The 22388-nt window shown below is 37.9% G+C and carries 27 protein-coding genes; 15 read left to right on the top strand and 12 right to left on the bottom strand.

Annotated elements, in window-relative coordinates:
• The first annotated feature begins 38 nt into the window (after positions 1–38).
• Genes AC5P2S_RS09400 through AC5P2S_RS09370 form a run of 7 tightly spaced genes read left to right on the top strand, consistent with a single transcriptional unit; the run spans position 39 to position 6835 of the window.
• Entirely contained in the window at positions 39–269 is a 231-nt protein-coding gene (locus tag AC5P2S_RS09400; RefSeq protein WP_228400535.1) for a phosphoribosylpyrophosphate synthetase, read from the top strand.
• 39 nt (positions 270–308) lie between these two features.
• On the top strand, positions 309–2408 hold the full coding sequence (locus AC5P2S_RS09395) for a heavy metal translocating P-type ATPase (protein ID WP_494557019.1): 2100 nt from the start codon (positions 309–311) through the stop codon (positions 2406–2408).
• Positions 2409–2414: 6 nt separating this feature from the next.
• Positions 2415–3080: a DUF3347 domain-containing protein gene (locus AC5P2S_RS09390; protein WP_494554743.1), complete on the top strand. Its 666-nt coding sequence runs from the start codon at positions 2415–2417 to the stop codon at positions 3078–3080.
• Positions 3081–3090: 10 nt separating this feature from the next.
• Positions 3091–3615 (top strand): DUF305 domain-containing protein, encoded by a 525-nt coding sequence (locus AC5P2S_RS09385; protein ID WP_034735067.1) that lies wholly within the window; start codon positions 3091–3093, stop codon positions 3613–3615.
• Positions 3599–4060, top strand: a complete 462-nt coding sequence (locus tag AC5P2S_RS09380) for a hypothetical protein (RefSeq protein WP_245168899.1) — start codon at positions 3599–3601, stop codon at positions 4058–4060. Before AC5P2S_RS09385 ends, AC5P2S_RS09380 begins: the two co-directional genes overlap by 17 nt.
• A gap of 32 nt (positions 4061–4092) precedes the next feature.
• Positions 4093–4548, top strand: a complete 456-nt coding sequence (locus AC5P2S_RS09375) for a heme-binding domain-containing protein (RefSeq protein ID WP_070566710.1) — start codon at positions 4093–4095, stop codon at positions 4546–4548.
• Positions 4549–4561: 13 nt separating this feature from the next.
• Entirely contained in the window at positions 4562–6835 is a 2274-nt protein-coding gene (locus AC5P2S_RS09370) for a multicopper oxidase family protein (RefSeq protein ID WP_028069432.1), read from the top strand.
• Between the two features lie 272 nt (positions 6836–7107).
• Here AC5P2S_RS09370 and AC5P2S_RS09365 read toward each other — a convergent pair whose 3' ends face one another.
• The gene (locus AC5P2S_RS09365) at positions 7108–7998 is read right to left on the bottom strand and encodes an RteC domain-containing protein (protein WP_494554742.1); all 891 of its coding nucleotides are present in this window, start codon (positions 7996–7998) and stop codon (positions 7108–7110) included.
• 233 nt (positions 7999–8231) lie between these two features.
• Here AC5P2S_RS09365 and AC5P2S_RS09360 point away from each other — a divergent pair, with 233 nt between their 5' ends.
• From AC5P2S_RS09360 to AC5P2S_RS09350, 3 genes are read left to right on the top strand one after another with little or no spacing between them, the layout of a single operon-like run.
• On the top strand, positions 8232–8516 hold the full coding sequence (locus tag AC5P2S_RS09360) for a hypothetical protein (protein ID WP_494554741.1): 285 nt from the start codon (positions 8232–8234) through the stop codon (positions 8514–8516).
• Between the two features lie 3 nt (positions 8517–8519).
• Positions 8520–9143 carry a peptide deformylase gene (locus AC5P2S_RS09355; protein ID WP_494554740.1) on the top strand — a complete coding sequence of 208 codons (624 nt, stop codon included), beginning with the start codon at positions 8520–8522 and terminating at the stop codon, positions 9141–9143.
• Positions 9144–9190: 47 nt separating this feature from the next.
• Positions 9191–9535: a phage holin family protein gene (locus tag AC5P2S_RS09350; protein WP_494554739.1), complete on the top strand. Its 345-nt coding sequence runs from the start codon at positions 9191–9193 to the stop codon at positions 9533–9535.
• 135 nt (positions 9536–9670) lie between these two features.
• Here the strand turns inward: AC5P2S_RS09350 and AC5P2S_RS09345 are convergent, their stop codons facing one another.
• The gene (locus AC5P2S_RS09345; RefSeq protein ID WP_494554738.1) at positions 9671–10258 is read right to left on the bottom strand and encodes a Crp/Fnr family transcriptional regulator; all 588 of its coding nucleotides are present in this window, start codon (positions 10256–10258) and stop codon (positions 9671–9673) included.
• Positions 10259–10395: 137 nt separating this feature from the next.
• Here AC5P2S_RS09345 and AC5P2S_RS09340 point away from each other — a divergent pair, with 137 nt between their 5' ends.
• Complete coding sequence (locus tag AC5P2S_RS09340) at positions 10396–11289, top strand: SDR family oxidoreductase (RefSeq protein ID WP_494554737.1); 894 nt, start codon at positions 10396–10398, stop codon at positions 11287–11289.
• Positions 11290–11331: 42 nt separating this feature from the next.
• Here AC5P2S_RS09340 and trpA read toward each other — a convergent pair whose 3' ends face one another.
• The 10 genes from trpA to AC5P2S_RS09290 all read right to left on the bottom strand — a co-directional run bounded on the left by trpA (position 11332) and on the right by AC5P2S_RS09290 (position 19780).
• The gene (gene trpA, locus AC5P2S_RS09335) at positions 11332–12066 is read right to left on the bottom strand and encodes a tryptophan synthase subunit alpha (RefSeq protein WP_494554736.1); all 735 of its coding nucleotides are present in this window, start codon (positions 12064–12066) and stop codon (positions 11332–11334) included.
• Between the two features lie 85 nt (positions 12067–12151).
• Complete coding sequence (gene trpB / locus AC5P2S_RS09330; RefSeq protein ID WP_494554735.1) at positions 12152–13330, bottom strand: tryptophan synthase subunit beta; 1179 nt, start codon at positions 13328–13330, stop codon at positions 12152–12154.
• 23 nt (positions 13331–13353) lie between these two features.
• Complete coding sequence (locus AC5P2S_RS09325) at positions 13354–13887, bottom strand: hypothetical protein (protein WP_494554734.1); 534 nt, start codon at positions 13885–13887, stop codon at positions 13354–13356.
• Between the two features lie 8 nt (positions 13888–13895).
• Positions 13896–14363, bottom strand: a complete 468-nt coding sequence (locus tag AC5P2S_RS09320; RefSeq protein ID WP_283415490.1) for an OsmC family protein — start codon at positions 14361–14363, stop codon at positions 13896–13898.
• On the bottom strand, positions 14360–15004 hold the full coding sequence (locus AC5P2S_RS09315; RefSeq protein ID WP_283415531.1) for a phosphoribosylanthranilate isomerase: 645 nt from the start codon (positions 15002–15004) through the stop codon (positions 14360–14362). Before AC5P2S_RS09315 ends, AC5P2S_RS09320 begins: the two co-directional genes overlap by 4 nt.
• Positions 15005–15125: 121 nt before the next feature.
• Positions 15126–15905 carry an indole-3-glycerol phosphate synthase TrpC gene (gene trpC / locus AC5P2S_RS09310; protein WP_494554733.1) on the bottom strand — a complete coding sequence of 260 codons (780 nt, stop codon included), beginning with the start codon at positions 15903–15905 and terminating at the stop codon, positions 15126–15128.
• A 142-nt stretch (positions 15906–16047) separates the two neighbouring features.
• Positions 16048–17034: an anthranilate phosphoribosyltransferase gene (gene trpD / locus AC5P2S_RS09305; RefSeq protein WP_120214319.1), complete on the bottom strand. Its 987-nt coding sequence runs from the start codon at positions 17032–17034 to the stop codon at positions 16048–16050.
• A 6-nt stretch (positions 17035–17040) separates the two neighbouring features.
• Positions 17041–17607, bottom strand: coding sequence for an anthranilate synthase component II (locus AC5P2S_RS09300; protein ID WP_494554732.1), 567 nt, complete (start codon positions 17605–17607; stop codon positions 17041–17043).
• Complete coding sequence (locus AC5P2S_RS09295; protein ID WP_494554731.1) at positions 17604–19022, bottom strand: anthranilate synthase component I family protein; 1419 nt, start codon at positions 19020–19022, stop codon at positions 17604–17606. The genes AC5P2S_RS09300 and AC5P2S_RS09295 overlap by 4 nt, the downstream gene beginning before the upstream one ends.
• Positions 19023–19312: 290 nt before the next feature.
• Positions 19313–19780: an acyl-CoA thioesterase gene (locus AC5P2S_RS09290; RefSeq protein WP_283415484.1), complete on the bottom strand. Its 468-nt coding sequence runs from the start codon at positions 19778–19780 to the stop codon at positions 19313–19315.
• A 135-nt stretch (positions 19781–19915) separates the two neighbouring features.
• On the opposite strand from AC5P2S_RS09290, the gene AC5P2S_RS09285 reads away from it, so the two are divergent.
• From AC5P2S_RS09285 to AC5P2S_RS09270, 4 genes are all read left to right on the top strand, one after another.
• On the top strand, positions 19916–20266 hold the full coding sequence (locus AC5P2S_RS09285; RefSeq protein ID WP_494554730.1) for an arsenate reductase family protein: 351 nt from the start codon (positions 19916–19918) through the stop codon (positions 20264–20266).
• 119 nt (positions 20267–20385) lie between these two features.
• Positions 20386–21597, top strand: a complete 1212-nt coding sequence (locus tag AC5P2S_RS09280; protein WP_494554729.1) for a DUF763 domain-containing protein — start codon at positions 20386–20388, stop codon at positions 21595–21597.
• A 42-nt stretch (positions 21598–21639) separates the two neighbouring features.
• On the top strand, positions 21640–22005 hold the full coding sequence (locus AC5P2S_RS09275; protein WP_494554728.1) for a hypothetical protein: 366 nt from the start codon (positions 21640–21642) through the stop codon (positions 22003–22005).
• 146 nt (positions 22006–22151) lie between these two features.
• The gene (locus AC5P2S_RS09270) at positions 22152–22382 is read left to right on the top strand and encodes a hypothetical protein (protein ID WP_494554727.1); all 231 of its coding nucleotides are present in this window, start codon (positions 22152–22154) and stop codon (positions 22380–22382) included.
• The last annotated feature ends 6 nt before the right edge of the window (positions 22383–22388 follow it).

The raw sequence follows: 22388 nt of genomic DNA, 5'->3' as shown, positions 1-22388 counted from the left end.
ACCTAAGACAGCGTGGATACAGTATGGACTTTAGTCTGTTGCCGGACTGCCTGTACTGTGCGTCAAGGAGCCTGAAACTAAAACCGGAGGATTTTACGGTTACGGAAACCCATAGGTTTGAAAGCCTCGACAGCAGTCCTGATAACAATGCCGTGATTTATGCCATATCGTCCAATGATGGTAAGAATAAAGGCGTACTTGTGGATGCCTATGGTGCTTATGCCGAAGAAATGACCCATGAGATGGCAAAAAAATTAAGTGCAACATAACTTTTAAAACCCCTTATTATGAAAAAATACACGTGTCCCATGCACCCGCAGGTGCTAAAAGACGAACCAGGCAAATGCCCGCTCTGTGGCATGGCACTGGTTCCCGTTGGCGGTAGCTCAGTTTCTCATGAACACACATCAGAACATGGGCATTCCGGACATTCTCAACATGGCCATGCTGATGAAAACTTTAATAAACATGAGGGACATCATACAGGCGATTTCCTCAAAAGTTTTTGGATAAGCCTTGTCATTACAATCCCTATCCTGCTCCTGTCGCACATGATACAGCAATGGTTGGGTTTCTCCCTTGCTTTCAATGGAGATAAATACGTGCTGCTGGCATTGGGTACGGTGATTTATTGCTATGGAGGCTTGCCGTTCCTAAAGGGAATGATTGGCGAGGTGAAAGCCAAAGCCATAGGGATGATGACACTTGTTGCCATCGCCATATCCGTAGCCTATGTCTATTCCGTAGCCGTTGTATTTGGCTTGCAGGGTATGGACTTCTTTTGGGAACTGGCAACCCTAATTGACATCATGCTGTTAGGGCATTGGCTGGAAATGCGTTCCCAAATGGCTGCTTCACGGGCATTACAGTCATTGGTCGCTTTGCTGCCCAACGATGTTACCGTGGAACGTGGCGGAGAAGCCGTAAAGATAAAGCTCGAAGACCTGCAAAGCGGTGAAACAGCTATCATAAAACCGGGTGAAAAAATTCCAGCCGATGGATTGGTACTGGAGGGGCTTTCGTATATCAACGAAAGTATGCTTACCGGAGAAAGTGTTCCCGTAAAAAAGGAAAAGGACGGAAAGGTCATCGCAGGCTCTATCAATGGCGATGGGGCGCTGAAAGTTAAGGTAACAGCCGTTGGAAAAGACAGCTACCTGAACAGGGTTATCAATCTTGTGCAGGAGGCGCAGGCTACTAAGTCCAATACACAGAACCTTGCGGACAAAGTTGCCAAATGGCTCACCTTTATTGCCATTGCCGTGGGCATAGGCACATTTGCCTATTGGTATGCAAGCAGTGGAGATATTGCCTTTGCGCTTGAAAGAATGGTGACGGTAATGGTAACGGCCTGCCCGCACGCATTGGGCGTGGCTATCCCGTTGGTAGTCGCCATTTCCACAACGCTTTCGGCGACCAATGGCCTGCTCATCCGCAACCGTACGGCATTTGAAACCACCCGAAAACTTTCCACTGTCATTTTTGATAAGACCGGAACGCTCACCAAAGGTTCCCATGCGGTAGAAAAGGTTATTCCCTTAACGGATGAATATAATGCCGATGAGGTTATCCAGTATGCTGCCGCAGTACAGCAAAATTCGGAACACCATATCGCCAAAGGCATTATGGCTACATTGAAAGAAAAGAGCCTTGCCTTATGGAAGTCTGAAAACTTCAGCTATATGCAGGGCATAGGTGTTAAAGGTGTTGTGAACGGGAAAAATGTCGTAGCTGGCGGCCCGAATTATTTCACCGAAAACCACCTTTCCCTGCCGGAAATTCCAAACGAAATCAATCAAGAGGCCGAAACGGTCAACTTTGTCCTCATTGATGACCGGGTAATCGGCATCATTACTTTGGCAGACAGCATCCGTGAGGGTTCGGCACAGGCGATTGAGGAATTCAAAAAAATGGGCATCAAGTCCTTTCTGCTCACCGGGGACAACGACAGGATTGCTGCTGCCGTAGCCGGAAAATTGGGTATGGACGGGTATTTGGCTAATGTGCTTCCGCACAACAAGCAGGAGAAAGTAAAGGAGTTTCAGGCAAAAGGCGAAATCGTAGCAATGACTGGTGATGGTGTAAATGATGCACCTGCACTGGCACAGGCAGATGTGGGCATTGCCGTGGGTTCCGGTACGGACGTGGCTGCCGAAACAGCGGATATCATATTGGTAGACAGCGACCCGAGGGATGTGGTCAAACTGATTGACTTCGGCAAACTTACCTACAAAAAGATGGTACAGAACCTGATATGGGCGGTTGGCTACAACGTGGTGGCAATACCGCTTGCGGCAGGCGTACTCTATCCGAATTTTGTTTTAAGTCCCGCTATGGGTGCTGTGCTGATGAGTGTAAGCACCATTGTAGTGGCTATTAACGCAAGTTTTTTAAAAATCAAAAAATAAATAAAAATGAAAAATCTAACATTATCAATCATTGCTGTTATCATGGCATTTGTAACAGTATCATGCAATCAGGCATCCAACAAAAACGAGCAGTCTTCAAGTGATACTGCTGTTGTATCACAAGAACAGTCAGCTTCCCAACCAAAAGAGGATGATACGGTAGCTGCGCCCGTTGTGAGTGAAACTCCGAGCGTTCAGGAAGCAAAAGCAACAGGAAAAGAAGAAGCAAAAAACTTTTCTATTGCGCCCATAGTTACCGATTATCTATCATTAAAGAACGCACTTGCTTCAGATAATGACAAAGCTGCCGCCAATGCAGGAAAAAAGCTGTTGGGTACTTTGAATAAGGTGGATATGAAAACTATTCCAGCCGATAAGCATAAAGAGTTTATGGAAATTTTTGAAAGTGCAAAAGAAAATGCCGAGCACATTGGCGAAAATGCTGGGAAGATAGACCACCAAAGAGAACATTTAGCGTCGCTTAGCGAAGATTTGAAAGACCTGGTTAGTTTGTTCGGCACATCACAAACATTGTATCAAGACCATTGCCCGATGTTCAATGACGGGAAAGGAGCTGTTTGGTTCAGCGAAAACAAAGAAATCAAAAATCCTTACTACGGTTCAAAAATGATTAGCTGCGGTAAGGTACAGCAAACAATTAACGGTAAATAAATTTAGGGTTATGGAAAATATGCAGAACAACCACCATACAGGTCATGCTTCAGGGCATGGTGCGCACAATTCAAGCCATGCTTCAGCCATGTACAAACGCTTTGCGATTATGGCTGTCGTAATGTTCGGTGCAATGTATTTTATTATGTACGCTATGATAGACGGGTTGCGCAACCTTATACCCAATATCAACAATTTGTATATGACCCTGCTGATGACTTCGGCAATGTTGCTTATCGAATTAGTGGTAATGAAAGTGATGTACGCTAACAGGAAAATGAACTGGATGATAGCCATATTTTCAGTCGCCGTTGGCATCTTTTCATGGTTTGGTATAAGGGAGCAAATCAATGTGGGGGACAAACAATTTGTAAAAGGTATGATACCCCATCACGCAGCAGCAATATTGATGTCCGAAAAGGCAAAGCTGACCGACCCGGAACTGATACAGTTGCAAAAAAACATACTTGAAACCCAAGCGGAAGAAATTGAATTGATGAAGCGCAAGCTGAAAGAGTTTGAAGAAAGTAAATAATAAAATTTCAAAAAATAGTTTTAACATGAGCAAAATAATAATTTGCTTTATTTCCTCTTTAACTCTGCTATTCACCGCTTGCGGGCAGACAGGGTCAAATAAGGATGAAGCGGCACAGCATCATTCGCAGGCAACTCCGGCAAGCCACGAACATGATGTCCAAATAGGCGAATTGGTGCCATTGGATGAAGTCTGCATGGTAAATGATGCCTATATGGGCAAAAAGCAGTTTGAAGTAAAATTTGATGGTAAAACCTATTACGGATGTTGCGAAATGTGTAAGGAACGTATTCCAAAAGATGCGACCGTGCGGATGGCGATAGACCCCTATTCCCATAAGCAGGTAGACAAAGCTAATGCGGTGATTGCTGTGACAGGAAATAACGGTGAAGTTTCTTATTTTGAAAACAAGGAGAATTATGCCAAGTATGTGAAAAAACAGTAGACACAAAAAGATGAAGCCACAATAAAATAATTATGACCATAAAGAAGAAAATCATATTGGGGCTGGCTGTCGTCCTGATTGCCATACAGTTCTTTCAGCCCTTACGGAACCAGGCGGTTGAAGTGCCAGCCACCCATATCGAAAGAGTGTACGCCGTACCCCAAAATGTAAAGGCTATCCTTGTTCAGTCCTGTTATGACTGCCATAGCAACAATACCCATTATCCGTGGTACAGCCGTATCCAGCCCGGCGCATGGTACATGGCAGAGCATATAAAAAAGGGGAAAGAGGAACTCAACTTTAGCGAATTTGGCGACTATTCTGTCCGCAGGCAGCGAAACAAGTTCAGGGCTATGGCCGGGCAGGTTAAGGACGGGGAAATGCCGTTGTCATCATACACACTAATTCATCGCAATGCAGTATTGTCACCGGAGGATAAGCAGGTTTTGATAGCGTGGTTTAGCACAATGGAAGACAGCATTAAATAAAATTTTTCAAATCATGAACAGATATAATAAAATACCTATAAGAATTTTGCAAACAGTGCTGATACTGCTTTGCACGCAAACGCTGTTTGCACAGAGAGTGGTGCATTACGAGCTGTATGTAAAAGATACGCTTGTCAACTATGCAGGTAAGCAAAAAAGGGCAATTGCCGTAAACGGGCAAATCCCCATGCCCACCCTTACCTTTACCGAGGGCGACACTGCCGAAATAGTGGTGCACAACCAATTGAAAGAAAGCACATCACTTCACTGGCATGGTGTGTTCCTGCCCAATAAAGAAGACGGTGTGCCCTGGCTTACACAAAAACCCATCGCACCGGGCACAACCTACACCTACCGTTTTCCGATTATCCAGCATGGTACGCACTGGTACCATTCCCACTCAGGATTGCAGGAGCAGATTGGCATGTACGGAAGTTTTATCATGAAGAAAAGAAGCGATGATAAGACATTCAGAAAAGGAATTGACGATTTGCCGACCGTTCCAATTATATTAAGTGAGTGGACAAATCTTAACCCCGATAATATCAACCGTATGCTACACAATGCAAATGATTGGGCGGCCATTAAGAAAGGCGCAACACAATCATATGTTGAAGCTATTAAGGAGGGAAAATTAGGGGTAAAGGTAAAAAACGAGTGGAAGCGGATGCTGGCGATGGATGTCAGTGACGTTTACTATGATAAAATCCTAATAAATGGTAGCCATAGCACCGATTTGAAAACAATTGATGGTAAAAAGCTAAAAGCAGGCGACAAAGTCAGATTGCGTGTTTCCAATGGAGGGGCGTCTTCATATTTCTGGCTACGGTATGCTGGAGGAAAAATTACAGTAGTAGCGAATGATGGGAATGATGTTGAGCCTGTAGAGGTGGACAGGTTAATCATTGCCGTTTCTGAAACTTACGATATTGTAGTGACTATCCCTCAAGATGGTTTGGCTTACGAGTTCTTAGCAACAACCGAAGACAGGACACAATCTGCGAGTTACTTTATAGGTGATGGGGTCAAACAGCTTATTTCTCCACTCCCACGATTGAAGTATTTCGAGGGGATGAAGATGATGAACGATATGATGAAAATGAATGGCGATTTGGACGATATGGGCATGAAGATGAGCCTTAACCAAATGGACATGAATGTAGTGATGTATCCCGAAATTACCGGAGATGCAACAAAAAAAGCAGACCACAGTAAGCATGAGGGTATGGATATGGATAACGACGCTAACCGTTACAACGCTAATGCCTTGGGAGACATCAAAACATTAAATTATGCTATGTTGCAATCACCTTATAACACCTCTCTTCCAAATGATGCGCCTGTAAAAGAGTTGAAATTCACACTTACTGGCAACATGAACCGCTATGTATGGAGCATGGATAATAAAATACTTTCGGAAACTGACAAAATACCTGTAAAAAAAGGAGAAATTCTACGGATTACCATTTATAATAATTCAATGATGCGGCATCCAATGCATCTTCACGGATTTGATTTCAGGGTGATAAACGGAAAAGGCGAAAAATCGCCGCTTAAAAATGTGTTGGATATCATGCCTATGGAAACAGATACCATTGAGTTTTTAGCAAATGAGGAAGGTGATTGGTTCTTTCATTGCCATATATTATATCACATGATGGCGGGAATGAACAGGGTCTTTGAAGTTGGAGACTACAATAACCCCTATCTACCCGACAAGGCAAAAGCCTATAAAGAATTGCAAAGAGAAAGTAATATGCCTCATTTTATGGCACAAAACGATTTTGCAACCAATGGTAATGATGGAGAAGCTATGCTAATGAATGCACGCTACCAATTAGGAACAGAATGGCGTTTAGGCTATAATAGTATGCACGGTTATGAAGTAGAAACCCATTTAGGTAGATACATTGGAAAGATGCAATGGTTCATGCCCTTTGTAGGTTTTGATTACCGCTACCGTAAAATGGGAGAAGATGAACACGAAAAGAACATATTTGGACAAACCAACAAGAAAGACACCCGCAGGGCGTTCAGTTTAGGGTTTATGTATACGTTACCTATGCTGGTCAATTTTCAGGCAGAAGTATATCATGATGGAATTGTGAGATTGCAGTTAATGCGTGAAGATATACCAATTTCAAAAAGACTAAGAGGTGGTTTTATGGTGAATACCGACTTAGAGTATATGGGAGAACTTAGGTATATCATTAATAAGAATATAGGTATACGTACCCACTATGATAGCGATATGGGCTTTGGTGTGGGGCTGGCATTGACTTATTAAAATTAAATAACTAAGGGTTGTAAACTGCATAACCGTAAAAAAATATCGGTAAAAAAAAGGAGGTGATGCAGGTGTAATTCGCAAAGACTAACCTGCATCATACTACAACCCTTTAAAGTATGCAACAAAAATCTATCTATCGTTCCATCATCAATACGGTAGAGGTTGAATTTTTTTAAGCAGTAATTGCATCATAAGCTAATACGAACAGTGTTAGCTTTTCTGTATTAACCAATAATATATTACATCAAAATGAAGCGAATGGATAAATTTTACAATGAAACATATCTTAAATTGGAAACTGCAATCCAGGAACTGGAGATTGAAACCGACTGCCCCATAAAAAGAATTGAAGCCGTTATACACCATATCATACAAAGCCTTGCCGACTTAAAGGACTTTGTACTGAAAGAATGATGTATATCGTTCAAGGGCGTTCGGAAGAGGATTTGGAAAATCAATGCTAATTTCCTGATGCCTATTTTCCCGTATGCAATAGATTTGGAAACATACAGGGCGTAAATCAATTCTATCAGTGCATTTTGCGAGTTCGTCCACGAAATGTCTTTGTTTCCATCACCGTTTATTGAAATGGTATCGGGATTTTTTTCAGGGTTTATTTTGGTAAGCAAGAAAGTATAAAGTAATTTATTGGCTATAATATGGGCAACTTTGTTATCGTAATAAGTAGAAAAGCTAAGGTCAATTTCAAATACACTACTTTTTAGACCATCGTGGTAATTGATTTTTCCGAGCCTGAAATAACTGTGGTCACGGTCAGTTCTGCCTGCACGATAGTACCTGTAAAAATCCTCATTGGATATGCTTTCCTTGTATTCGGATTTCAGAATTTTCAGTTGGTTTTGAAAATAACTTTGGTGTATTCTCCCTGCACTTACGGGGCAGGTAGTTTCAATGCGGAATACCTTATTGTAATAAATAAGTTTTCCTAAAATCTGCGGTTTGATATTCTTGAAAAAATTGATTTCCTGCCGTTCGTCCTTAAATCCGGTCTGCAAGACTTTCATCTTTATAGTAAACAGCATTTCCTTTAAGAATAAGGTCATTTGGTAAGCCTCATCCGCAGTTTGCATCATTTGAGAAGATAGCATATCTTCCTGACGCTGAATTTCCGATAATATTTTGTTCAACACGATTTCCATAGCTTAGATTTTTAGAGATTAACACCATACGTTTCGGATTTACATTTTTGTTTATTTGTCAAAACTTGGAAATAATATCGGAACCAATATCACAGGTTGCCCCCATATTGGGGAAGATTTATTTTATAACGCCTTATGATGTATATTGGAAAAAGCAGAAAAAAGGGTTAAGTACGCTACGACTTAACCCTTTTTTTAATTAAATTTGCGGTAATGATTTACAAGGTAATCAGATGAAAGCGAGTGCAGTAAGCACCATTACTAAATCGTTACCGATAGCACTTTCGGTTCTTGTAAACTACTCTTTATTAGCCACTTTGGGCTATATTAATCTTTTTAATAAAAATAGCTTCGATTTTGTACTGAATTTCATTCAAAATTCTCAATTTCTAATCGGCAAAGAGCACCCCGAGCTGAGTGGAAATCCTTTTTTGTTGATGTCCAAGCTTTCTGCAAAAAAGATTGGGAGCGGAAGGCGGATAAGGTTCCCAAAATATTTAACTTTGGATAAAAATTAAACGATGCGGAATTTTACTTTTATGCTGATGCTTATCGTAAGCGTTAATGGATTTTCACAGAAATTCACGAAAGAAGAAAAAGCCTTTATTTTGACTGATAATGCAAAAACCGCTTTGCCAATATATCAGACCAATAATGAACAGCAGCATAAGGTTTTGCTGGCTCAATCACAAGAGATTTCGCCGAAAGATAAAACGCTACCGATTCTTGTGGAACGTATGAGACTGGCTCTGGCAGCGACCGAAGGCGGTGTTGGCATTGCTGCGCCACAGGTTGGCATCAATAGAAGGGTGATACTGGTTCAGCGCTTTGATAAGACGGATTATCCGGTGGAATATTTCATCAATCCGAAAATAGTCTGGCGTTCTGAGCTTCTGAACAAAGGGCCGGAAGGGGACCTTTCTATTGACCAATTCAGAGAGCCTTTTTACAGAAGCTACAGTATCCGTTTGGAGTATTATGATCTGGACAATAAGAAGCACGACGAGATGGTAGAAGGCTTCACTGCCGTGATTTTCCAGCACGAGATAGATCATCTTTCCGGGATTTTGATTTCTGATAAATTCAGGAATGAAAAAGGATTGCAATACAAAGAGGTGAAAGTTTACCAGAAACCGAAAAATTAGGTCTGGTTTTTGAATAGAAAAATACCAATCAATAAAACCTTAAAACTATGAATTTTATTATCCGTTTGCTGATTACTGCGATTTCAGCATTTTTGCTAAGCAAAATCCTTACAGGTGTACATTTTGACACCTTTGGTTCTACTATTATTTTCGCTATTGTTTTGGGAATCCTGAATGTATTCGTCAAACCGATTTTATCGATTCTGTCATTGCCTATTACGATTATAACATTAGGGTTGTTTTCCTTTGTTATCAATGCATTGATGATACTTTTAACCGATTATTTTATGAACAGTATGCAGGTGGATGGCTTCCTTTGGGCGTTGCTCTTCAGTATTCTGCTGTCATTGGTCACATCAGCTTTCTCAACAATTTTCGAAAGCAACGATTAAAATAAAAAAAGAGTTTCAGGTTTTGAAACTCTTTTTTGTTGGGTTTTTATCTCTCGCAGATTTAACTAATTAAGTAGATGATAGAATTTGCTCAATTAGTCAGATCTGTGATAATTTTTATGTATATCTTTAATATTACAAAACAGTTTTTAAAATATTCCTTCGGACACGAGACAAAGTTTCTCTGGAAAGTCCCAAATAAGAAGCCACCATATGCAAAGGAACTCTATTGAAAATATCAGGATATGTATTGATAAAGTCCAGGTATTTTTCTTCTGGACTGCTGCTGATATTCATCAAAAGCCGTTTATGGATTTCCATTGATTTTCTTGTCAGGATGTTTTCTACAAAAATATTAAGTTCAGGGATTTGTTCTCTCAGTTCAGCAAAATCTTCAAAATTAAAAGCAAAGATTTCCGAAGATTCCATTGCTTCGATGTTGAGTTTTGAAGGGGAATTGTTATAAAAGCTTTCCGGGTCTGTCGTCCAGGACATTTCGTTCACGAACTGGAGAATATGTTCATTGCCATCTTCGGAGACAGAATAATTACGTAAAAGCCCTTTGGCAACAAAGATTTTCAGATTACAGACTTCGCCTTGTTTGCACACAGTTTCTTTACGCTGGAGCTTTATCAATTGACTTTTATATAAGATGAAATTGAACTTTTCTTCTGTGAAATCGGGTAAAACTCTCTGAAAGTAATTTTTAAGAATCTCTGACATTTTCTAAACTGAAATTATATTTAAAATTAATTCTTTTTATTGGATTAATATAAAAATTGTGTCAAATGACCTCGTTTTTGAGATGCTTTCACAACTAAATTTGTATTAGAAATTTTAACAAAAAAAAATTTAAAAATATGAAAGTATTTGTAACAGGAGCTTCCGGATTTGTAGGCTCAGAAGTTGTAAAAGAATTATTAGTAAATGGCCATCAGGTAGTTGGATTGGCGCGTTCGGAAGAATCTGCAAAATCTATCAGAGAAGCAGGAGCAGAAGTTTTAATGGGAGATTTAGATAATCTTGATATTCTGCAGAAAGGTGCAAGAGAGGCGGATGGCGTTATTCATACAGCTTTTATCCACGATTTTTCTGATTACCAGACTAATGCGCTCAAAGACCAGAAAGCCATTGAAGCAATGGGCGAAGTATTGAAAGGAACCGATAAATCCATTGTGGTGACAGGTGGAACTTTAGGACTTCCACTTATCGACGGGAAAATCACAGAGGACAGTAAGGCACCGGCAGAATCAATCAGATTCTCTGAAAAAGCTTTCGCAGATTTATCAGAATCCGGTGTTAGGGCATCTATTGTTCGTCTTTCTCCCAGTGTTTATGGTAATTCTGAATCGGGTTTCAAAGGAGGTTTCGGAGTGATGTTGGCAGAACTCGCGAAGGCTAAGGGATTAGCAGCTTACATCGGAGAGGGAAATAATGTCTGGCCTGCTGTTCATCGTGTTGATGCTGCAAAATTATTTCGTTTAGCACTTGAAAAAGGAGAAACTGGAGCGAGATATAATGCCGTTAATAATGATAAACCATTATCAATGAAAGAATTTGCAGAACTGATAGGTGAAAAACTAAATATTCCTGTAAAATCTTTGTCTATAGAAGAAGCACCGGAATATTTTACCTGGATGACGTACTTTGTGCAGGAAAATTGTCCGGCAACAAATTTACAGACTCGGGAAAAATTAGGATGGAATCCTTCTGAAAAAAGTTTTGTTGAAGAACTGAATCAATATTTCTTCTAAAAATAAAAAGCAGTCTTATTTCTTAGTAAGACTGCTTTTTTTTTAATTCTTTACACTTTGGATAAAGCTTTCTGCTTTAGATTCCCAATCTTGATTTTCCAATAGAATTTTCACAAAAGCTGTTCCGATAATTCCGCCTTGTGCTTTTTCTGTTACATTCTCAAAATCAGATTTATTTTTGATTCCAAAACCGATGAAAACTGGATTGGTCAAGTTTAATGAAGCCAGTCTGTCAAGGTAATTTTCGTTCTTGAGAACAGCATTGTCGTTTCCGGTTGTCGATGAGCTGGAAACAGCATATAGGAATCCGGAACTCAAAGAATCCAGATATTTGATGCGTTCTTCCGAAGTTTCGGGCGTTACCAGGAAAGTGAAATTCAAATTGTGTTTTTTGAGGATTTCGCCATATTTATTTTCAAATTCAATGGGTGGCAAATCCGGGATGATTAATCCTGAAACACCAACTTCTGCACATTTCTGACAAAAGTTGTCAAACCCAAACTGAAGAACCGGATTCAGATAACCCATTAATATTTTAGGAATTGTAACCGAATCTTTGATTTCGGCTAATTGCTCGAATAGTTTTTTGATAGACATTCCGTTTTTCAAAGCCAGAGAATGCGCCTCCTGAATCACAGGTCCATCCGCAACAGGATCAGAATAAGGAATCCCGATTTCCATCATATCTGCTCCCGATTTCTGAATCAGTTTAGCGATTTTTCCGGTGTCTTCCAACTTTGGAACGCCTGCTGTAAAGTATATGTTTAGTTTTTTCATTTTGTTTAATGTATTAAGTATTCACGTAAAATGTATTAACGATTGAGAATCATAAATACATTAATACGTTTTACATTTTACAGATTTAAAGATGTTTCAAATACGTTTCCATATCCTTATCGCCACGCCCACTCAAACAAATCACGACCACATCTTCTTTTTCAAATTTCTTTTTGTCCAAAACAGCCAAAGCGTGCGCACTCTCCAAAGCGGGAATAATACCTTCGATTTTTGTCAGCTCAAAAGCAGATTTCAAAGCTTCATCATCATTAATGCTGAAAAATTCTGCTCTTTTTTGATTAAAGAGGTTAGCGTGCATCGGCCCAATTCCCGGATAATCCAAACCTGCAGAAATCGAGTGTGGTTCAATAACCTGTCCGTCCTCAGTCTGCATCACAAGGCTTTGACTTCCGTGCAAAATTCCTAATGTTCCAAGAAAAGTAGTCGCAGCTGATTTCCCTGAATCAACGCCTAAACCACCAGCTTCCGCTGCAATGATTTTCACATTTTCCTCGTTCACGAAATGATAGAAAGTTCCCGCAGCATTACTACCGCCACCGACGCAGGCAATCACATAATCCGGATTTTCTCTACCGATTTTTTCATTCAGTTGCTCTTTGATTTCTTTTGAAATGATACTTTGAAATCTCGCTACCAAATCAGGAAACGGATGTGGGCCAACTACACTTCCGATAATGTAATGTGTTGTAGAAGGATTATTAATCCAGTCTCTTAGAGCTTCATTCACAGCATCTTTCAAAGTTTTGGAGCCCGAAGTTGCAGGAATTACTGTTGCGCCAAGCATTTTCATTCGGGCAACGTTCGGCGCTTGTCTTTGGATATCGACTTCGCCCATATAAACAATGCATTCCAAACCGAGTAAAGCACAAGCTGTAGCGGTTGCAACACCGTGTTGTCCGGCTCCGGTTTCTGCGATAATCCTGTGTTTTCCTAATTTTTTAGCGAGTAAAGCTTGTCCCAACGCATTGTTGATTTTGTGCGCTCCTGTGTGATTCAGATCTTCTCTTTTTAGATAGATTTGAGTCTGGTGTTTTTCGCTCAGATTTTTTGCGAAATAGAGTGGAGTAGCGCGGCCAACATAGTTCTTCAGCAAATCCTGAAATTCATCTTGGAACTCTTCCGATTCGATGATTTGGATATATTTTTCCTGTAATTCGGCAACGTTTGGGTAAAGCATTTCGGGGATGAAAGCTCCGCCGAAATCGCCGTAGTAACCGTTTTTATCTGGGTTTTGAAAGTTCATTTATTTTTAAATTTTCTAAGTCGTTATACTAAAATTGCTTTATTCTGTTCATTCAGACTTTGCAATATATTGATGTTCTCTTCGGAAGTATTGATGATTAAAATATCATCGTCATCGGAATCTATCCATTTATTATTATCAAATTCTGTTATGAAAATTCCCTTTCCATAAAGGATTTGGATGTCATTCCTTTCATAAAATGGTCTTAATTCCAATTTACAAAATCCTATGGTATCAATTTCTCTCTCTTTTAAATTGGTCACCATTTTATTAAGCAAAAAACTGCCGTATCCTTTTGTTTTTTCTACAGAAACCAATCCGACAAGTTCAGCAAAACTGTGTAAATTCTCTTGTATTTCTAGTTTAAAATCAAAATTGATTCTTGCCAGCGAAACAATTCTGTCATCTTTTTTTAAAAAATGAAATTCAGAATTTTCAAATTTCATTTTGAAACTCGAAGAATCTAAATCAAGCCAATCTTCTATTTCCCAGGATTTTAAAATTAGCTCGATGTCGTTATTTGATAAGTCTTTTGAGCATTTAATAGAATATTGCATTTCTCAATTTATTTTGTTGTTATCTCTGGTTGATGCTTCACTTCAAAGTTCAAAGAATTGGCAATGAAACAATATTCATTCGCCTTCTGATGAAGTTCAACCGCTTTTTCAACCATTTCTTTTTCAGCAACAACAATCCTTGGTTTCAAAATAATTTCACTGAATTTTCCACTTCCGTTTTCATTTTCCATCATTGTTCCTTCTGCAAAATCTTCATATTCCAAAACCAGAATTTTGTTCACAGAACAAAGATGAAGATACCATAAGAGATGACACGAAGAAACCGAAGCTAACAGCAAATCTTCAGGATTATGAAGTTCTGGATTTCCTAAAAATGTTGGGTCAGATGAGCCTAAAATGTCAGCTTTTCCATCGACAGAAATTGTATAATTCCTTTGATAAGAACGATAGTTTTTCGTGGATTCGCCGGTGTTTCCTGTCCAGACGATTTTGTTTTTATATTGATGATGCTTCATTTTTCTATTAATGATATAAATTCTTTTACTTTTTCTAAATCTTTATTTCCAGCTTCGATTTCAAATTTTGAATTGATATCGAGAGCAATTGGTTGATGGTTGATAGTTGTCAGTTGATTGAAGTTTTCTAATGAGATTCCGCCACTTAAAAAATAAGGAATTGGAATTTCGATATCATTTAAAACATTCCAATCAAAAGCGTTTCCTGTTCCACCAAATGCCTTAGAATCTGTGTCAAACAGAAGATAATTGATTGTTGTCGGTTGTTGATTGATGGTTTTTTGTAATTCATCAGAAGTTTGATTTCCAATTCTGATAACTTTTATAATTTTAATTTCTCTGTTTAATCTTTGTCTTAATTCTGAAATGAAATCTTCCGTTTCATCGCCGTGAAGCTGGATGAAATTCAGTTTTGCTTTTCCTGAAATTTCAACGATTTTTTCTAAATCTTCATTGACGAAAACGCCAACCTTTCCTGGATGATTGGTTTCTGAGATTTGCTCCAAACTTAAATGATTCAAAACATATCTTGGCGATTTTTCATAAAAAATAAATCCCAAAAAGTCAATTTTCAAATCCACTAATTCTTGAATCTGATTGAGTTTTGTTAATCCACAGACTTTTATTGTTGGTTTAATCATAATATCAATTTCCAAGTTGTCATTCTGAGGAACGAGGAATCTCAGAGATTGGCTTCGCCTAACCACTTCGTTAGGTTTCTTCACTTCGTTTCTCTGCGTTCAGAATGACACAGTTGTTATTTTAAATTATTACATTAGAAACAAATTCTTCGAATTTCTCTCCCGGATTTTTATTCTTCATAAAATACTCGCCCATCAAAAACCCGTCGAACCCTTTTTCTTTAAGGAATCTGAAATCTTCTTCGTTGTAAATTCCGCTTTCTGCGACTGACAAAATATCGTTTGGAAGCTTATTTTTCAAATCTACGGAATGTTGCAAATCGACTTTGAAATCTTTCAAATTTCTATTATTGATGCCAACGAGATCAACATTTTTGTTGATATGTTTTAGTTCTTCTTCGGAATGGATTTCCAACAAAACTTCGAGATTTAAAGAATGCGCCAATTCTGTAAATTCGGAAACCTGAGTTGGTGAAAGACAAGCTGCAATCAACAAAATAATGTCAGCTCCGATTGATTTGGCTTCGTAAAACTGATATTCATCAATCATAAAATCTTTTCTCAGAATCGGAATATTAATATGATTTCTGACACTCAAAATATCGTCAAAACTTCCACCAAAAAAATCTTTGTCTGTCAAAATAGAAACTGCACTTGCTCCGAAATTTTCATATTGAGAAACAACTTCCAAAGGTGAAACTTTATCATTGATTATACCTTTGCTTGGCGATTGTCTTTTGAATTCCGAGATGATTCCGGATTTTGTTTTGATGGTTTCTTTTAACGAAAAAGTTGGCTTTCCAAAAAATTCCGAATCTTTTAGTTGTTCAACAGAGATTTTGGATTTTGCTTCTGCAACTTCCTGTTTTTTTCTTTCTATGATTTTATCTAGGATGCTCATATTTATTTTTTAACCACAAAAGTCACAAAAGATTTTCCTTTTTTAGAAAATTCAAAAGTTTAAAAAGTTTATTTAAGTTTTGTTCACTTTTGAATTCTTATTTTCAATCGCTTCTTTTGTGGCTTTTGTGGTTTTTCTAATTTTATTTAATAATACTTTTCAAACTTTGTAACGCTTTTCCGCTTTCCAAACTATCTTTTGCTAATGCCAGACAATCATCATAGTTACCATATTTTCCTGTGTTTTGCAGAGCTATTGAAGCATTGGCAAGAACAACCGAGTTTTGTTCTTCGGTTCCATTTCCTTCGAGAATTTGGAGGAAAATTTGGGAAGCTTCTTCTTTTGTATTACCTCCGAAAATACTTTCTGGAGCGATATTTTTGAATTTCAAATCTTCAGCAGAATAGATTTTTTCTCCGTTTTTGTTGAATATTTTTGTATCGCCAGTTAAGGAAATTTCGTCATAGCCATCCAAAGCGTGAACGAGCATAAACTCGCTCTTTTGTTTTTGTAAAAGGTATTGATAAACTCTAGCAATTTCGAGATTTGCCACGCCAATCATTGTGAAATCGGGGCGTGAAGGGTTGACCAACGGTCCCAGAAGATTGAAAAAAGTTTTCAGTCCAAGCTGTTTTCTGAACGGCGCAACAGACTTCAAAGCAGGATGAAATAGCGGTGCGTGGAGAAAACAGATATTTCCTTTTTCCAAATCGGCTTTCAGATCTTCGGAATTGTCCTTGAATTTGTAACCTAATTCTTCCAAAACATTAGACGAGCCGGAAATAGAAGATGCACCGTAATTACCTTGTTTAGCCACTTTTTGTCCTGTCCCTGCAACAATAAAACTCGCTAAAGTCGAAATATTGAAGGTGTTTTTTCCGTCTCCACCGGTTCCAACGATGTCAACCAAATCTTTGGTTCCCAAATCGACAGGTTTTGCCAATTGCAACAACGCTTCACGAAAACCTTCGAGTTCTTCCAGAGTAATCGTTCGCATCAGGAAAACAGTGATGAATGAAATAACTTCGCTTTCGTTAAATTTATTTTGTGAAATTTCAATCAAAATAGCTTTGGCTTCAGCTTTCGTCAAAGTCTGGTGATTAAAAAGATATTGTAGGATTTGTTTCATTTGTGTTTAATTATTGAGAAAGTTTTCTAAAATCTGTTTTCCATCTGGTGTCAGAATGCTTTCTGGGTGGTATTGTACAGCGTGAACATCGTAAGTTTTATGTTTCAGGCTCATAATCATTCCGTTTTTGTCGATGCTTGTGATTTCTAATTCTTCGGGGAAATCATCAGGATTTACAGCCCAACTATGATATCTTCCAACTTCCAAGGTTTCGGGTAAATTATTAAAAATTTTATGCTCATTGGTTTGTGTGGCTTCAGTCGCAACACCGTGATAGATTTCAGACAAATTAATAAGACTTCCGCCAAAAGCTTCCGCGATCGCTTGTTGTCCCAGACAGACCCCGAAAATCGATTTTGTCCGTGCATATTTTTTAATCACTTCTAACAGTATTCCAGCTTCTTCTGGAATTCCTGGACCGGGCGAAAGAATAATTTTGTCGTATTTTTCAATTTCTTTCAACTGAATTTGGTCATTTCTGTAAACATCTACTTTCTCGTCAACAATCTGCTCAATAATCTGAACCAAATTATATGTGAAACTGTCGTAATTATCGAATACTAAAATTTTCATAATTTCTCTGCTTTTAAAATAGCTTTTTTCAAAGCGCCTAATTTGTTATTGACCTCCTGAAGTTCGCTTTCTGCAACTGATTTTGCGGTGATTCCCGCACCGGCTTGATAAAATAAAGTGTTGTTTTTACTCAGGAAAGTTCGAATCATAATCGCCTGATTACAACTTCCGTCGAAACCTACAAAACCGATACAACCGGCGTAATAGCTTCTGGAAGTTTTCTCGTGTTCGTCGATTAACTGCATCGCACGGTATTTTGGAGCGCCACTCAAAGTGCCTTGTGGAAATGTGGTGGCAATCATTTCGTATGGATTCTGGTCTTCTTTAACATCGGTTACAACTTCGGAAACCATATGAATCACGTGAGAGAAAAAATGGATTTCCTTCAGTTTGGAAACCGTTGTATTTTTTCCGTGAATGCTCAAATCGTTTCTTGCCAAATCTACCAACATTGTGTGTTCCGCATTTTCTTTTGGGTCTTTTTTAAGTTCTTCTGCAGATTCCAAATCTTTTTCGATGTTTCCGGTTCGTTTGAAAGTGCCTGCAATTGGATGAATTATCGCTTTTCTATTTTTGATAATCAACTGACTTTCCGGACTAGAGCCCATTAATTTATAATCGCCATAATCGAAGAAAAATAAATAAGGAGACGGATTGATATTTCGCAAAGCACGATAAACATTGAACTCATCGCCTTGAAATTTCTGCTCAAATCTTCTGCTTAAAACTAACTGAAAAACATCACCACGGAAACAATGTTTTTTGGCAAATTCAACTGATTCCAAAAATTCTTCATCTTTCAAATTCGAAGTTTCTTCTGAAGTAATTTCGAAAGGGAAGACCGGTGCGTTTTTTTGATTGATGATGTTTTCCAATGTTGAAAGTTCTGATTTCAATCCATTGATTTTATTTTCAATCAGGAACATTTCGTCATTATGATGATTGATTGCAATCACATATTGATAAAGTCGATAACGCATCAAAGGGATTTTATTTTCTTCCGATTGTTCCTTGAATTTGATATTCTCAAAAAACGGAATCGCATCATAACTTGTATATCCGAAAAATCCCTGCGCTTGTTTTCCAATCTCGTGGTTGGGCTTTTCACATTTAAAACAGTTGGAAAATTCCTGCATCAAGTCAGACAATTTTTCATTTTTCAGATTGATTTTTGTAGGATTTTCCAGAGGAAATTTCAATTCAGCTTCGTTATAATTTCGGATTTCGATTCCTGCAATGGCGTTGACACAGATAAAAGAAAACGAATTTTCAGAATTCTGATTTCCGGCACTTTCCAAAAGAATCGTGTCACGAAACTGGTCGCGAAGACGAAGGTAAATCCCAATTGGCGTATAAAGGTCTGCTAAGCGGGATTTAACAGAGGTTTTTATATTGATTATGTTATTTAATTTCATACGATTTAATTTTTTTTTCTAAAATCCTTCGACTCCGCTCAGGACGACAATGATTAAAACTAAACTCTGTCAGGCTGAGGCTCTCGAATCCTTAAAATAAAAAAGACTTCAACAAAATTTGTCAAAGTCTTATTATGATTGAGTTATAGTTAGTTCAAAATTTAGAACACCGATAATCCTTTCAGACCCGACAAAGAGTTTGAAAGCCACCACCAGTTTTTGTTGTTCGTTATTTTCATAAGAGCAAATTTAGAAATGATTTTTAATTCTGCAACTATTTTTTTTAAAAATTATAAAAATGGTTTCATCTCATCTTCGATATTTTTTCTGAGGTCTTTCAGTTTGATGGCGTATTGTTCCATTTGGATTTCTTTTTCTGTGAGTGGATTCCATTTAGGCACTTCGATAGATTTTCCGTTTTCGTCAACAGCCACAAAGACAATGATACAATGTGTTCGCTTCTCGAATTTTTTCTCTTTCACATTTCTGGAAAATACATCTATCGAAATGTGCATACTGGAATTTCCCGTAAAAATTACCTTGGATTCCAGCTTCACGATTTCCCCAATTTTAATGGGTTTATAAAAACGGATTCCACCAACATAAACCGTAACGCAATAACTTCCCGACCAATTACTGGCACAGGCATAACCAACCTGGTCTATCCATTTCATCACGCTTCCGCCGTGAACATTGCCTCCAAAATTAACGTCTGTTGGTTCAGAAATAAACTGAAACGTCACAGGTTTGTTTTCCATTTTATTCTTAATTATGTATCAAAAATAGGGAAGAAATTTTAAATTATAACTTCAATATTTATGTTTTATTCTTTTGACATTTGCATTAAATTTGTAATTCTCAAATTCTATTTTAAATTTCCTGACTTTAATAAAATGAAAAAAGTATTCTACCTCAAAACCTGCGGAACCAACAAGAAAATAATGACACCTCTTGACCTTTCTGACTGGGAAATGAGAGAAATAAAATCTCAACCTGTAACCGAAGCAGAACTGAAAGAAATGTATGACAAAACGAAATCTTATGAAGCACTTTTCAGTAAAAAATCGACGCAAATCAAGGAAAGAGGAATTGATGTGAATTCTTTGAAGGAAAAAGATTTTAAGAAATTGATTCTGGACCATTACAGTTTTCTGAAACGTCCGGTTTTTGTGACAGATAAAGAGGTTTTTGCAGGAAGCGATAAAAAGAATCTTGAAAACCTGAATGCATTTTTTGAGAAATAGTTACCGCAAAGTCGCGAAAGAAATTTAAATGATTATGTTATAAAAGTCGCAAAGTTTTGCGTCTTGAAAAAGTTGAATTGCTAAATGAAATTTGCGCCTTTGCGATTAAAAAATAAAAAATGAAACGTTCCGGAACTGCAGATTTGCCACTTCATTACGGTAAGGTTCCGCCCTGGTTGTATGAACGTATGTCCAGGCTTGGACTGGCAATTGTGGAAGTGATTCTTGCAGATTACGGAAAAGATGAAGTCTTGCGACGGTTGGCTGACCCGTTTTGGTTCCAGAGTTTTGGAGCAGTGATGGGCATGGATTGGCATTCTTCAGGAATCACAACGTCTGTAATGGGTGCTTTGAAACGAGCCATTAATCCGAATTCAAAATCTCTCGGCATTTATATCGCCGGAGGAAAGGGAAAATTCTCCAAAGATGCACCGAATGAACTTTTGAAAATTGCAGATTCAACCGGATTGAATGGTGATGAACTGGTGCGTTGCAGCAAGTTGTCTGCAAAGGTTGATAACACGGCGATTCAGGATGGTTACCAGCTTTATCTGCATAATTTTATTTTGTCTGACCAAGGGAATTGGGCGGTTGTCCAGCAAGGGATGCACGATTCTGACGGAACAGCGAGACGTTACCATTGGCTGTCGGAAAATATAACTTCTTTTGTCAATGAACCTCACACGGGAATCTCCGGCGTGAATCGTGGAAATATTCTGAATCTCACATCTTCTGAAGCCGAACAAAACCGAAACGGAATTGTTGACATCACAAAAACTGATTCCGAGAAATGGATGCAGGATTTCCAACGTTTGATTTTGCCGGCTCATCACGAGGTTTTGGCAAGTGATGTTGATATGAAAAAGCTCGGCAATATTCTTTGGCTGGCGAGAGAAAACGAACCTGAGAATTTTGAAGATTTGCTGATGCTGAAAGGTGTTGGTCCACGAACGATGCAGTCTCTGGCTTTAGTGAGTGAAGTGATTCACGGGGCGCCATCCAGATTTACAGACCCGGCTCGTTTTTCTTTTGCACACGGGGGAAAAGACGGTCATCCGTTTCCTGTTCCGACCCAAACTTATGACGAAACGATTTCTATCCTAAGAACCGGCATCGAGAAATCTAAGTTGGGGAACACGGATAAGAATCAGGCGATAAAAAAGTTACACGAGATTGCAGTGAAAACTGAAAAAAATTTCACGCCGGATTTTAATCTTGAAAAAGTGATAGAAGAGGAGCGACAAAACGCCTGGCGATTTGGTGGGAAAACTGTTTTTGGTGATGCAAAACCTCCGAAACCGAATGACGGGATTCAGTTGAGTTTGTTTTGAAATTTTTTCTTAAGTTAGTGAAAATAATTGCTACATAATTTTATGAAAATAAAGTTCAAAAATAGAGATGATTTTAAAAAGCTTGAAAATTATCATGTGATTGGGGTCGGATTTGGTTTAGATAATTCACAGTTTTTTCTGGTAGCAAATGATAATTTTCAAATTGTAAATCCAAGTTTAGATGTGTTTGAAGTAATTGAAACTGATTTAAATGACTATGAAAGACGCGACGATTTAAATTATGGTCGAAAATTTTTCTTAGACAAAGAAATAAGTGAACTTCATAAAACAACAAAAAATTATGCATTTTTAGATAATCCTAAAAAGAATTTCAAATATTTTGAAAAGAGAAAATATCCAATTTCAGAATGGTATCTAAAAAATGTTCTTGATGAAGAAAAAAAATAAATAACATTGAGGGATTTATCGATTGTGTAAATATCTATATTGATAGAAAGTTTGGAAAAGACCATTATCGAGAAGCTTTCGATTTTTCCAAAACCGATAATCTTAATTATCTTATAAAACAAACTGAAGAATCAGTTCAATTTGATTTGAAAAATTATGATAATATTTTTAAAGATTTTATCAGAAATGGATTATATGATGAAGAAATTGGTGAAGAGAAATCTCAAGGTTTGATTAATGCTCTCTTTAGATTGATAGATAATGTTTTTTTAAGAGAAATAAAGAGTGTACAAAGAATTAAAACTTTTTATGATGATTGCTTTATAATTGAATACGAAAATCATTTCTATATTTTAAATAAATATTGGTGGGGATAATGGAAA

It is taken from the genome of Epilithonimonas sp. 33E (assembly GCF_059372615.1).
This window is presented reverse-complemented; position numbering and strand designations above follow the sequence as displayed.